Annotated in this window: 12 protein-coding genes; 10 read left to right on the top strand and 2 right to left on the bottom strand. The window is 67.2% G+C overall.

The features are described 5' to 3' along the window. Nucleotides 1-31 precede the first annotated feature (31 nt). From DPV79_RS03685 to DPV79_RS03640, 10 genes are all read left to right on the top strand, one after another. Entirely contained in the window at nt 32-316 is a 285-nt protein-coding gene (locus DPV79_RS03685; protein WP_027790170.1) for a hypothetical protein, read from the top strand. Nucleotides 317-347: 31 nt separating this feature from the next. Next, nucleotides 348-1316 carry a WD40/YVTN/BNR-like repeat-containing protein gene (locus DPV79_RS03680; RefSeq protein WP_113044806.1) on the top strand — a complete coding sequence of 323 codons (969 nt, stop codon included), beginning with the start codon at nt 348-350 and terminating at the stop codon, nt 1314-1316. Between the two features lie 43 nt (nt 1317-1359). Continuing rightward, nucleotides 1360-2841 (top strand): flavin monoamine oxidase family protein, encoded by a 1482-nt coding sequence (locus DPV79_RS03675; RefSeq protein ID WP_113044805.1) that lies wholly within the window; start codon nt 1360-1362, stop codon nt 2839-2841. Then, nucleotides 2842-3513 carry a c-type cytochrome gene (locus DPV79_RS03670; RefSeq protein WP_113044804.1) on the top strand — a complete coding sequence of 224 codons (672 nt, stop codon included), beginning with the start codon at nt 2842-2844 and terminating at the stop codon, nt 3511-3513. It begins immediately after the preceding gene. A gap of 173 nt (nt 3514-3686) precedes the next feature. Continuing rightward, nucleotides 3687-4817 (top strand): saccharopine dehydrogenase family protein, encoded by a 1131-nt coding sequence (locus tag DPV79_RS03665; protein ID WP_027790166.1) that lies wholly within the window; start codon nt 3687-3689, stop codon nt 4815-4817. A 42-nt stretch (nt 4818-4859) separates the two neighbouring features. After that, nucleotides 4860-6413 (top strand): class I adenylate-forming enzyme family protein, encoded by a 1554-nt coding sequence (locus tag DPV79_RS03660; RefSeq protein ID WP_113044803.1) that lies wholly within the window; start codon nt 4860-4862, stop codon nt 6411-6413. A 25-nt stretch (nt 6414-6438) separates the two neighbouring features. Next, nucleotides 6439-7680 (top strand): thiolase family protein, encoded by a 1242-nt coding sequence (locus DPV79_RS03655; protein ID WP_113044802.1) that lies wholly within the window; start codon nt 6439-6441, stop codon nt 7678-7680. Between the two features lie 11 nt (nt 7681-7691). Beyond that, nucleotides 7692-9176, top strand: coding sequence for an NAD(P)/FAD-dependent oxidoreductase (locus DPV79_RS03650; RefSeq protein ID WP_113044801.1), 1485 nt, complete (start codon nt 7692-7694; stop codon nt 9174-9176). A gap of 164 nt (nt 9177-9340) precedes the next feature. After that, nucleotides 9341-10015, top strand: coding sequence for a TetR/AcrR family transcriptional regulator (locus DPV79_RS03645; protein ID WP_208866703.1), 675 nt, complete (start codon nt 9341-9343; stop codon nt 10013-10015). 173 nt (nt 10016-10188) lie between these two features. Beyond that, on the top strand, nt 10189-11478 hold the full coding sequence (locus tag DPV79_RS03640) for an acyl-CoA dehydrogenase family protein (protein ID WP_113044799.1): 1290 nt from the start codon (nt 10189-10191) through the stop codon (nt 11476-11478). A gap of 178 nt (nt 11479-11656) precedes the next feature. Here DPV79_RS03640 and DPV79_RS03635 read toward each other — a convergent pair whose 3' ends face one another. Together DPV79_RS03635 and DPV79_RS03630 are read right to left on the bottom strand one after the other, a co-directional pair. After that, entirely contained in the window at nt 11657-12175 is a 519-nt protein-coding gene (locus DPV79_RS03635; RefSeq protein ID WP_113044798.1) for a hypothetical protein, read from the bottom strand. A gap of 69 nt (nt 12176-12244) precedes the next feature. After that, nucleotides 12245-13339: an NmrA family NAD(P)-binding protein gene (locus DPV79_RS03630; RefSeq protein ID WP_113044797.1), complete on the bottom strand. Its 1095-nt coding sequence runs from the start codon at nt 13337-13339 to the stop codon at nt 12245-12247. Between the last annotated feature and the right edge of the window lie 101 nt (nt 13340-13440).

The following is a 13440-nucleotide window of genomic DNA, read 5'->3' as shown; positions in this document are numbered from 1 at the left end:
AGTTGACGCACATCCCGACGGAGATCCAGTCATGGTCAAGACCTTTGCTGTGTGCGGCGCACTTTGCCTCGTGGCGACAGGCTTCGCACGCTTCCATGAAACGGTTGCGCAACAGCCCGCGCCGGCCCGCGCGTTCGCAACCAACGCGCAACGCGTCAGCGTGCGCCACGCCACGGGCGGCGAACCGGCCGTGGCCCCGTCGTCGAACGACGGCGACGCCGGACGTCAGGCGGCGGCCGCGCAGGTTGCCGACAAGCCGCCCGTCATCGCGCTCGGCGTCGCGCATGCCGGCTGGTCGGTGCTGTTCAGCCACTGATGCCCGCGCACACCCCTACGGAGGTTCATCCATGATCAAGACGCTCATTGCCTGTACCGCGCTGTGCGCCGCCGCGGCGGCCTTCGCGCAACCTCAGGACGGAACGGTGGCGGCCTGGGCCACGAAGCCCGCGCATGCGTGGGCCGCGCCGACGCACCGGATGCTGATGGATGCGGCGCGCGCCGGATCGCGGATCGTCGCGGTCGGTGAGCACGGCATCGTGCTGCTGTCCGACGACGACGGCAAGACCTGGCGGCAGGCGCGACGCGTGCCGGTTGCGGCGACGCTGTCGGCCGTGTCGTTCGCGGATGCGAAGCACGGCTGGGCCGTCGGCCAGTGGGGCGCGATTCTCGCGACCGACGACGGCGGCGACACGTGGGTCACGCAGCGGCTCGATACGTCGGTCGACCAGCCGCTGTTCTCGGTGCTGTTCACGAACGCGCGGGACGGGATTGCCGTCGGCCTGTGGTCGCTGATGCTGCAGACGCACGACGGCGGCAAGACGTGGGCGCGCACGACGCTGCCGAAGCCGCCGGGCGGCGGCAAGGCCGACCGCAATCTCTATCACGCGTTTGCCGATGCCGCACAGGCGCTCTACGTCGTGTCCGAACAGGGGATGGTGCTCAAGTCGGCCGACGGTGGCGCGAACTGGGTCTATCTGCCAACGGGCGGCAAGGGCACGTTGTGGTCGGGCGTCGCGATGCCGGACGGCCGGATCGTGGTCGGCGGGCTGCTCGGCAGCCTGTTCGAGAGCCACGACGGCGGCACGACATGGACCGCGCTGAATACCGGCGCGCACAGCTCGATCACCGATCTCGTCGCGACCGGCGGCGGGCTGGTCGGCGTCGGGCTCGACGGACTGACGTTCACGCAGCGCGTCGCGGGCGGCCCGTTCGACGTCGCGCAGCGCGCGGATCGCGCGACGCTCACCGCCGCGCTGATCGACGCGCGCGGCAAGCCGGTGCTGTTTTCGCAGGACGGCGTGCTGGCCGCGCCGTGAGTTGAATCCGTCGAGAAAAGCGAGAAAGCATGGAGTACTCGGAATGAAACGCAAGCACAAGCCGGACATGCAGGCCCGGCGGCAAATATTGCGCGTCGCGGCTGCGGGCGCCGCGTCGCTCGCGGCCGGCGAGGTGTCGTTCGCCGAAGGCGCGGCGCCGGCAGCCGCCGATCGCGGCGTGTTCGACGTCGTCATCATCGGCGCCGGGCTCGCGGGGCTGACCGCCGCGCGCGACCTGCAGCGCGCCGGATGCGAATCGTTCGTCGTGGTCGAGGCGCGCGATCGCGTCGGCGGGCGGACCTACAACCACGATCTCGGGCACGGCGTGGTGTCCGAAGCCGGCGGCCAGTGGATCGGCCCGGGGCAGACGGCGATCGCCGACCTCGCCCGCGAACTCGGCGTCGATACGTTCCCGACCTATTACGCGGGCAAGACCGTCGTGCTGGCCGGCGACGCGCGCGTCGCCCAGGATTTCCACGGCGGCTCGGGCGGCGACGACGCGCTCGGCGCGAAGCTCGGCGCACTCGCCCGCGGCGTGCCGTCGCGCGAGCCGTGGACCGCGCAGCACGCGGCGGAACTCGACAAGCTGACCTACGGCGACTGGCTGCGCAAGCAGGGCGTGACTTATGAAGACGGCTACTTTCTCGGCCTCGCGGCGAAGCTGTCGCTCGGCGGCGCGCCGGCCCAGCTCGGGCTGCTGCACTACCTGTCGATGATCAACAGCGCCGATTGCGACTACGCGAAGCTCGAATCGACCAAGGGCGGCGCACAGGAAACGCGTTTCGTCGGTGGCTCGCAGGTGTTGAGCATGCGGATGGCAAGCGAACTCGGCGCGTCGAAGGTGCAACTGTCCTGCCCGGTGCGCAAGATCTCGGGCTGGGATCGCGACGTGGTCGACGTGCAGACCGATCGCGGCGTGCTGCGCGCGCGGCGGGTGATCGTCGCGCTCAATCCGGCGCTGTGCCAGCAGATCGTGTTCGATCCGCCGCTGCCGGACGGCCGCGCGCAGTTGCAGCGGAACTGGCCGGCGAATGCGCCGATGCGCAAGACGGTGCACGTGTACGACCGGCCGTTCTGGCGCGACGACGGCTACAACGGACAGATCTTCGAGGTCGGCGGCCCGGTGTTCATGGCGTACGACAACTCGCCGCCGGACGGCTCGGTCGGCGTGCTCGCCGCGTTCGTCGCGCCGGGCGCGCTGCCGGCCGAGCCGAAGGCCGCCGAGCGGACGCTGTCGGCCATCTTTGCGCGCGCGCTCGGCGACAAGGCGCTGCATCCGACGCAGTTCCACGACTACGACTGGGGCCGCGTCGATCCGTGGACGCTGCAGTGCATCCACCCGTTGCCGCCCGGGTTCTGGACAAAATGGGGCAAGTTCCTGCGCCCGGAAGCCGGCCGGCTGATCTGGTCGGGCACCGAGACGGCCGACCTGTGGGCCGGCGCGATGGACGGCGCGGTGCGCTCCGGACACCGCGCGGCGTTGCAGGCGCTCGGCAAACTGGCCGGCCGCGGACGGGAGGCCTGAATGAAACGAACCTGGATGATCGGCGCGGCGCTCGTGATCGCGGGCGTGGCGGCAGCCGGCACGCTGTACGGACCCGACCTCGTCGACGGCATGCGTTACCAGAAGTCGATGGCCGCGATCGGCGAAGCCGACAAGGTCAACGGCGGCGCGTGGCCGCGGCCGCAGGAGACGTGTTTCTTCTGCCACGGCGTGCACGGGCAGTCGCAGAACGCGTGGTATCCGTCGCTGTCCGGCCAGCCGGCCACGTATATCGCCGCGCAACTGCGCGCGTTCGCCACGGACCAGCGCCGCAACGCGTATATGGGGCCGCTTTCGCGCGAACTCGACGACGCGAAGATCGCCGCGCTGGCGACCTATTTCGCGCGGCAGGCGCCGGCGCGCAACGAGGCCGTGCCGGCCGACGCGGCGCTCGACAAGCGGGGCATGGCGCTCGTGGAGGCGCGAAGCTGCCGCGCGTGTCACGGCGCGGCGCTGACCGGCAAGGATCCGGCGCCGCGCCTCGCCGGCCAAGGGCAGCTTTACCTGGAAACGCAACTGGCGGCGTTCCGCTCGGGCGAGCGGCACGATCCGACCGGCGCGATGAACGCGCTGGCCGCGACGTTGTCGGGCGACGACACGCGTGCGGTTGCGCACTATCTGGCCGGCCTGTCGCCGGACGGAGCGGCGAAGTGATGTGCGAAACGCGCCAGGCCCGGGAATACCCTGCCTTTTTCTTTACGCTTTACTTTGTCATAGTGACCTAAGATTGGTAATGTGTTCTACAAAAGAACGCGCTGGATACGAAGCAGCAGTACCCGACCTCGAACCGAACCGGTTCTCGACAATTCACGTTTCAGGAGACAACCATGGCTAAGCACCCCGTCGTCGTTTATGGCGCAAGCGGTTACACCGGCATGTTGATCATGGACTGGCTGATCGACCAGAACATCCCTTTCACGGCGGTCGCGCGCAATGCGGGCCGCGCGAAGGAAATGATGGCGCAGCGCGTCGTGCGGCTCGAATCCGCGCAATACGAAATCATCGAGGCGGAGCACGACGTCGATGCGCTCGTGAAGGCTTTCCGCGGGGCGAAGGTGGTGTGCAACACGGTCGGGCCGTTCTCGAGCTTCGGGCTCGTCGGCGTCGAGGCCGCGCTGAAGGCCGGCTGTCACCACCTCGATACGACCGGCGAACAGTCGTATATCCGTGCGGTGCGCGACGAATTCGGTGAGCAGTATCGCCAGGCCGGCCTGCTGGTGTCGTCGTCGAACGCGTACATGTACACGTTCGCCGAGATCGCCGCCGAGCTCGCGCTCGAAACGCCGGGCATCGATGCGCTGGAGACGGCCACGCTGACGCGCGGCCCGCGCGGCGCGGCCGGCGTGAGCATCGGCTCGACCGCGACGATCTTCGACGGCGCGCGCCACGAGTCCTGCTACCTGTGGGAGAAGGCGCTCGTGCCGCACGCCGCGGACGCGTCGTTCACCGTCGCGACGCCGGAGCTGATGCAGCCGGTGTTCTGCCTGCCGTGGGGCGGCACGTCGCTGCCTGTCTATTTCGAGCACGATGCGCGCGTGCGCAGCTGCATCTCGTGCGTGGGCTTCTACGACAACAACGTGATGAAGCTGGTGCACCAGTTCGGACAGAAGTGGGAAGCCGAATACAAGCACCTGCCGCGTGAACAGCAGGACGAAGTGCTGAAGCAGGTCGTCGCGTCGACCACGCCGACGATGCCGCCGCGCGAGCGCACGACGATCCAGCGCAGCGTCGATGTCGCGATCGGCCGCGGCCAGCTCGCGGCGGTGCGCGCGACCGTGCACGGCGTCACGCCGTACATCTCGACGGGCGCGATTCACGCGGCCGGCGTGCTCAAGCTGCTCGACGGCGATACCGCGCGCACCGGCTTCGCGTCCGGCTCGAAGGCATTCGGCCATCGCTACCTGCTCGGCTTCCTCGAACAGCGCGGGCTCGCGCGCGCGACGGTCACGCAACTGTGACGGCCGCCGCCGCACCGGACCAGACCCAACGGAACTTGTGACATGGCCATTATCGATTTCTACGACCGCGGCTGGCGGCTCAATCCCGACGGCATCGCGTACATCCAGGACGATCGCAACTACACGTTCCAGGAGATCGGCGAGTTGTCGTGCCGCATCGCCAACGGCTTGCTCGCCGCCGGCTTCGCGAAGGAGGCGAAGGCGGCGGTGTGGGCCGACAACGACGTGATCGGCTGGAGCTGCGCGCTCGGGATGTGGCGCGCCGGGCTCGCGTATATCCCGGTGAACGGCCGCAACGCGGTGGCCGAGAACCAGTACGTGCTCGATGCGTTCGACTGCGAAGTGCTGTTCTTCCATCAGGCGTTCGCGGCCGCGATCGATGCGCTGCGGCCGAGCCTGCCGAAGATCCGGCTGTGGGTGTGCCTGGACGCCGACCTGCCGTGGGCACCGTCGCTGGCTTCGTGGAGCGAGCGCCAGCCGGCGACGCCGCCGGCCGTCGATTACGCGATGGACGACGTCGTCGCGCTGTCGGCCACGGGCGGCACGACGGGCGCGCCGAAGGGCGTGATGAACACGCATCGTTCGCTGCAGACGTACTTCGCGCAATTCATGATCGCGATGACGTACGACGATGCGCGCCCGGTGAATCTCGCCGCGGCACCGATGACGCACACGGCCGGCATGATGTCGCTGCCGTGCACCGCGCGCGGCGGCACGGTGGTCGTGCTGCCGAAGCCGGACCCGGCGCTGCTGCTCGGTGCGATCGTCAAGCACCGCGTGACCGAGTTCTTCCTGCCGCCGACCGTGATCTACCGGCTGCTCGACATCCCCGGCATCGAGCAGGTCGACTTCTCGTCGCTGCGCTATTTCCTGTACGGCGCCGCGCCGATGTCGGTCGAGAAACTCAAGCGCGCGATCGACGTGTTCGGCCCGGTGATGACGGGCGGCTATGGGCAGACCGAGGCGCCCGCGTCGATCTCGTACCTGACGCCGGCCGAGCACTTTGTCGACGGCAAGCTCGCGTCCGACACACGGCTCGCGTCGGTCGGCCGCCCGAACCCGCTGGTGCGCGTGGAGATCGTCGGCGAGCGCGGCGAGCTGATGAAGCAGGGCGAAACGGGCGAGATCTGCGTACGCGGCGACCTCGTGATGAAGGGCTACTACCGCGCGCCGGACAAGACGGCCGAGACGATCGTCGACGGCTGGCTGCACACCGGCGACATCGGCCATCTCGATCGCGACGGCTATCTGCACATCACCGACCGCAAGAAGGACATGATCATCAGCGGCGGCTTCAACGTCTATCCGAGCGAGATCGAGCAGGTGATCTGGGCGCATCCGGCCGTGCAGGATTGCGCGGTGATCGGCGTGCCCGACGACAAATGGGGCGAGGCCGTGAAGGCCGTGGTCGAGCTCAACGCCGGGCAGCAGGTGAGCGCGGAGGAACTCGTCGCGCTGTGCAAGGAGAAGCTCGGCTCGGTGAAGGCGCCCAAGAGCGTGGACTTCGTCGCCGCGCTGCCACGCAGCACGGCCGGAAAGGTGCTGAAGAAGGACCTGCGCGAACAGTACTGGCAAGGCCAGCAACGCAGGATCTGAACCTGCTCCATACGGATTCCATACGATGAGCAACATCTACATCGCCGGTATCGCGATGACCGTGTTCGGCCGGCATCTCGACCGCAGCCTCGACGATCTGGCGAGAGAGGCGCTGCAGCGCGCATTGCGGGACGCCGGCTGCCACGCCGACGCGATCCGCGCCGCGTTCTACGCGGGCATCACCAACGGCCCGCTGCAGGGGCAACTGTCGATCCCCGGCCAGGTCGTGTTCAGCAAGATCGGCCTCGAAGGCATTCCGGTGTTCAACGTCGAGAACGCGTGCGCGTCCGGCAGTACGGCCGTGCACCTCGCGGTGCGGCAGTTGCAGTCGGGCGCATGCGACGTCGCGCTCGCGCTCGGCGCGGAAAAGATGAACGTCGCGGACAAGGCGAAATCGTTCGCGCTGTTCGAGGCCGGCTGGGACGTGTCGCGTGTCGACGAGAATTTCGCGACGCTCGCTCGGCTCGGCGAAGGGATCGAGCCGCCGCCAGGCTCGGAGTCCGAGCGCCCGTACAGCCGCTTCATGAAGATCTACGCGGCGATGTGCCGGCACCACATGCACACGTACGGCACGACGCAGCGGCAGATCGCCGCCGTGTCGGCGAAGAACCACGGGCACTCGGTGCACAACCCGTATTCGCAGTTCCGCCAGCCGTTCACGATCGACGAGGTGCTGGCGGCCGCGCCGATCACGTACCCGATCACGCTGCCGATGTGCGCGCCGCTGTCGGACGGCGCGGCGGCCGCGATTCTATGCACGGAGGAAGGGCTGGAGCGCATCGGCGCCGATCGCAGCCGCTGCATCCGGATCGCCGCGAGCGTGATCCGCAGCTTCACGCGGCGTCGCATCGACGAGCCGCACAAGCACATCGGCCGGCTCGCCGCGTTGCAGGCATACGAGCAGGCCGGCGTGGGGCCGGAGGACATGGACGTGGCCGAAGTGCACGACGCGTCGGCGATGGGCGAAATCATCCAGGCCGAGAACCTCGGCTTCGTGCCGCTCGGCGAAGGCGGTCCGGCCGCCGAGCGCGGCGAGTTCACGCTCGGCGGGCGCATCCCGATCAACACGTCGGGCGGCCTCGAATCGAAGGGCCATCCGCTCGGCGCGACCGGCATCGGGCAGTTGTACGAGCTGGTCACGCAGTTGCGCGGCGAAGCGGGTGCGCGGCAGGTGGACGGCGCGCGTCATGCGATCCAGGAAAACGGCGGCGGCTTGCAGGGCGTCGAAGAGGCCGCGTTGGCGATTCACATTCTCAGCAAGGACTGACGGAGGCGGACATGGGCGACGCACACGGCGCAATCGCGCTCGGGCAGGGAGCGCAGGCAGGGCAGACGACGCGACAGGCGTCGGGCGGGGTCGGCGCGGCGGCGTCGATGCAGGCGGCGGGCGCCGACGCGGCCGGGCCGCTCGCGCGCTGGGGCGAGGAAATGCGCGCCGACGCCGCGTTGCGGAAGTATCGTCCCGTCGGCGGCTGGATCGACGCGCCCGAGCGCGCGCAACCTGAGCTTGAAGGCGACATGCAGGCGGACGTGATCGTCGTCGGCGCAGGCTTCGCCGGTCTGTCCACCGCGCTGGAACTCGCGGCGCGCGGCGCGAGCGTCGTCGTGCTCGAACGCGAATTCGCGGGCTTCGGCGCGAGCGGGCGCAACGCCGGCTATCTCGCCGGCGGCCAGGGACTCGAATACGAGCTGTTTCTCAAGCGGGTCGGCCACGAACAGGCCAAGCGGATCGTCGGTTTCTACGACGAGGGCGTCACATACGTCGAACGCAAGCTCGTCGAATACGCGATCGACTGCGACTACCGTGCGTCGGGCATCATTCGCGCGGGCGTGCATCCGTCGCAGGAGAAGCGCCTGCGCGAGAGCATGGCCACCGGCATCGAACTCGGTTCGCCCGCGCAGTTTCTCGACGGCGCGGCGATGCGCGAACGCGGCATTCCGCCGGCCTTCCTGTTCGGCGCGTACGTGCCGGGCGGCGGCACGCTCGATCCCGGCAAGTACGTGACGGGCTTGCGGCGCGCGGCGCTCGCGGCCGGCGTGAAGCTGTACGAGAACACCGCGCTGCTCGATTTCGACGCGGGCGAGACGGTGCGCGTGCGCACCACACGCGGCAGCGCGAGTGCACCGATGCTGGTGCTCGCGACCAATGCGTACACGCCGCAGCTCGGCCTGCTCGGCGACAAGGTGATGCCGCTGCGCGTGTCGGCGCTCGAAACCGAACCGCTGTCCGACGCGCAGCTCGCGGCGCTCGGCTGGCCGAATCGCGAGGGCATCGTCACGTCGCACCTGACGATGGAGAGCCATCGCCTGACCGCGCGCAACACGCTGCTGTTGACGACCAAGCGGCTGCATTACGTGTATGGCTCGCAGACGCCGAACGTGCCGGACGACGACGCGTATCGCGCGCTGCTGAAGGCGCTGCACGCGCGCTTTCCGCAACTCGGCAACGTGCCGGTGCGCGCATGCTGGAGCGGCTACATCTCGTTCGCGGGCGATGCGTTGCCGGTGGTCGGTGTGGCCGGCGCGCACGGCAACGTGTTCTACACGGCCGGTTGTTCGGGGCATGGCGTCGGCACGCAATCGCTGATCGGGCGCGTGCTGGCCGAGCGCATTCACGATGGGCGATCGCCGCTGCTCGACACGTTGACGCACAAGACGCCGTCGGTGCCGCCCGAGCCGCTGCGGTGGTGTGCGATGACCGCGATGCTCGGCGTCGCGAACCTGCTCGACGAACGCGTGAACCGCAAGGTGCGGCCGGTGTAGCGGCATGCGATCGTCGCGACACGCACACGTGGATCCGGCCGGGTCGCCTGACGCAGGGCGGCTCGATGGAAAATGCAGCGCGCATCGGGTATAGTCGTTGGCGCTCCGTAAGGCAAGGAGTGTCCATTCGGCGAAGCCGAAACGCCATCTTCACGACGAACACGATGACAGTGTCCAACGAGCAGCGCAGCCCCCGAAAGCGGCGCACTTCGACTGCCACCGCCGCAGCGAGCAATACCGACGGCTTGCGGGCGCAAGGCCTGCGCACGCGCAACACGATCATTCGCGTCGCACGCAAGCTGCTGCTCGAAGGCGGCCCGCTCGAATTCTCGCAGCGCGCGGTTGCCGCGGCCGCGGGCATCAGCGTCAGCAATCTGCAGTACTACTTCCCGACCCGGATCGCCGTGTTGCGGGCCGTCATCGAGCCGGTCATCCAGGCGTATCTCGACGACATGAAGCGCGCGATCAGCAGCGATGCGTCGCCGCGCGACGTGTTCGAAGAGATCATGCAGCGCTCGGTTTCCGATGCGAAGGATGCCAAGTACAACGCACTGTTCCGGCATTTGCTGTCGTTTGCGGCCACCGATGCCGAGTGTTTCAAGCTCTACGACGAGTGGTACGCGACGCTCACGCGCGACCTCGCGCAACTGCTGCGCGCCGTCAATCCGGCATTCAGCGCGGCCGATAGCCGGCATGCGGCGACGATGCTGATCGCGCTGGCCGACGGCCTCGCGATGCAGTACGGCACCGGCCGGCAGACGCAGGCGCTCGATGCGTATTTCATCGCGACGTCGCGCGCGATCGCCTACGGCACACTGACGGCGCCCGCGGGCAAATAACGGCGCGATCCGCCGCCGCGGCCATGCGAACGGAGACAGGGGAATACCCTGTCTTTTTTTTGCTTCCTTTGTTTGTCATGATGACCTATGTTTGGTATGTATTACTAGATGTGGGATGGCCGGGCGCGTCCGCTGCCGGGCCGACATGATTCGAGTCCAGGAGGAGAACGGAGATGATTCGTCTGAACAAGTCCGCAGCGCTGCCCGTGGTCGGCTTGACCGGCTTCGAGACGCCGCTGAGCGAAGAGGAAAGCGCAATCCAGCACACGGTTCATCGTTTTGCGCGCGACGTGCTGCGGCCGATCGGCCGCGAGCTCGACCGGATGACGGCGGAGGACGTGATCGCGCCGGGCTCGCCGTACTGGGCCGCGATCGTCGAGAGCGCGAAGCTCGGCCTCGATCCGCAACTGATCGCGCAGTTTCCGCCGGAGACTGCCGTGCGCATCGAGTCGCTGATCGGCGAGGAGCTCGGCTGGGGCGATTCGGGCCTCGCCGTGTCGATCGGCGCGGCCACGATGCCGCTGATGATGGCGCACACGGTTGGCAACGTCGAGCTGGTCGAGATGTGCGCGGGCAAGGTCGGCTGCTGGATGAACACGCAGCCCGATCGCGGCTCGGACGCGGCGATCCTGTATCGGCAGGAACTCGCCGGAAACGGCCGCCAGCCGGTCGGCAACGTGACCGCGAAGGTCGGCGTCGACGAGATCGTGATCAACGGGCAAAGCTCGGCGTGGATCTCGAACGGCTCGGTCGCGCAGGTCGCGCTCGCGTACATGGCGGCCGACTACGGCGACGGCTTCTACGGCGAAGGCGAGCGCAGCGCGTTCACGAACGGCATCGCGATGATCCTGCCGCTCGATCTGCCCGGCGTGTCGCGCGGCAAGCCGCTTGACAAGATCGGCCAGCGCTCGCTGCCGCAGGGCGAGATCTATTTCGACAACGTGAAGGTACCGAAGCGCTTCGCGGTCGCGCTGAAGGACGACTATCTCGGCAACCTTGCGTCGACGTGGTCGTATGCGGGCACGCACATGTGCCAAGTGTTCGTCGGCGCGGCGCGGGCCGCGTTCGAACTGGCGCTCGCGTATTGCCACGAGCGCAAGCAGGGCGGCGCGCTGCTGATGGATCACCAGATGACGCACCTGCGCATCGGCGAGATGCTGCGTCGGCTCGAGATGGCGCGCGCGATCGCGCGCCGCAGCCTCGCGTTCTCGCGGATGTCGCCGCAGAGTCATCCCTATGCGACCGCGCAGGCGAAGGTCAGCGTGACCGAGGAAGCGATGAAGATCACGCACGAGGCGTTCCAGCTGTTCGGCGGCAACGGCACCACGCGCGAATTCCCGATCGAGAAGCTGTTCCGCGACGTGCGTTCGGCGCTGATCGAGGACGGCGAGAACTACGTACTCGCGTCGCGCCTCGGCGTGCTGGCCGGACAGCTTTATCAGAATGGATGGGCGCGTGAGTAAGGCCGTCCGATAGGCCAGGGCGTGCGCCGGATCGGCAGGGGCACGCGTTGCCCATTGCAGGCATGCGCCGCATGCAGCGTCATCGTCTACGATCTTCGATTCAAACCGCCAGGATCTATACGAACGAAACAGATCCCGGCGATGCGGCTTTGTCAATCATCGCTGGGAGTTGCGCAATTCAGGCGCCGACTAATCCACCTAGGAGCGCGTGACTACTCTTGTTCATGATGTTCGAGTGTGTCCGAAGCGCACAGTCTCGAGCGGCTCTACTGTCAACGAGAACGAAAAGGAAAACGCCCGCTCTGCGGGCGGGCATTTGAAGAGTTGGGGCAGGAAACTTACTGCGGAACAACGTCCAAGCCAGTATGCCCAGCACCCTGTTTCTTGTCGCCGGCCCTAGACCGGCTGAAGCATAAGGGTACCAGAGGAAGACCAGCGCGGCCGCAATCCGCCAGATATGAAACGCCGTCAGCGTTCTTAGCCCGATGGTCGCGATGTATGTGCGAACGCCCCGGGACATCGAATAAACGGCAACCGGCGCCACGATACCGAGGGCAATGAGGCAGGCGAGCCCCAGCGGGTAGATCGCTCGATAAACCCCCGCTTCGGCCGCCGCGGCAACGGCCAGTCCCCAGACGATCAGCACACCCAGCAAGCCCGTCCCGCCGTTCTTCCGGATCTCGACGATCTGATTCATTTCCGAATCCAATTAGGTTAACTAAGCATTGATCGAATTACCGGTATCGACTGGACGTGACGCCGTAGATTAAAGCGCGCCTTTTCTGCCGTCTTCGGACAGCTTCAGAAGCGGCACCGACTTGAGCAGGGTTTCCGGCTGCACCCGCTCCCAGAGACTTCCTTTGCCTTGCTGCCGGCCACGCTCGTCTTCGCGTCGAAGCCATTGCTCGACGGTCCGGATGCGGTTCGGATGGATTTCGTCGAGTAGCGCGTAGTCGCGGCGGATGACGCCGTGCTTCCAGATGTTCCAGAATCCGGTGAAGTTGTCGCGGAAACTCATCGTGCTCTTGTCATTCGGGTCCGCGTTGTATCCGGCGGGCGAGTTCGCCGCCATCTTGAGCGGGCCGTTCCAGTAAGTGTCCAGATCCGTGTCGATGTAGCGCGCCGGATGCCCCGTTACCCGTTCGAACGCCTCGGCCAGCTTCCCGTACTCGACGTGCTCGATGGCGACCTGGAGATCCATGCCGTTCGCGCGCTCCGGGTGATCGAACAGCCAGCGCGCGTAGTAGCCGCAATCCTCCAGTGCGACATGCGGCACCGCGCCGTTGCCGAGCGGCACGCGCCAGGTGACGACTCCGTCCTCGACGAAGGGCATCATCGGCGTCTTCGCCGAAATGGCCATCTCCATGTATGGCCCGGTGGTGAACACGGCCGCGCCCATGCGGTCCCGGTTCGTCTGGTTCTGGAACAGGATCCATTCGCCTACGCGGCCCTTGCCGTCGTAGTGGCCAGCACGAAAGCGCGAATCGTAGCCGGCCTGTTTGAGCGCGTAGTCGAGGTTGCCATACACGAAGAACTCGATGCCTTCTTCCAGCGCGATTTCGTAGCATCGTATCGCCCAGTAGATCTCCGTTTTCTCGCCGGTGTTGAACCCGTCCAGATTGACGTATGCACCGTCGCAGCCGCGAAAGCCTGCCCGCAGAACGGCTTCGTCGGCAAACGTGCCTTTCACGATCGACACGTTGCCGAGTGCGAGCAGCGCCTTGGCGCGCCGGGAATCGGGATCCCGGCTCAACGCGCGAACGGAATACTTGCCGTCCGCGACGAGCGCGCTGATGACAGGCAGGCCCTGCGCGCCTGTACCACCGATGACGAAGATTCTGGAAGGGGCATGGGGAGGCATGATGGTTTCCTGGAGTTCGATGCTACGGACGCTCACTGACGACATCGGTCAACAAGTGGGACACTCACTCTTATAATAAGAGTGAGTGTCCCACAAGACAA

The organism is Burkholderia reimsis (assembly GCF_003294055.1).
GTDB lineage: Bacteria > Pseudomonadota > Gammaproteobacteria > Burkholderiales > Burkholderiaceae > Burkholderia > Burkholderia cepacia.
The sequence above is the reverse complement of the archived record's forward strand: the minus strand, read 5'-3'. Positions and strand labels throughout refer to the sequence as shown.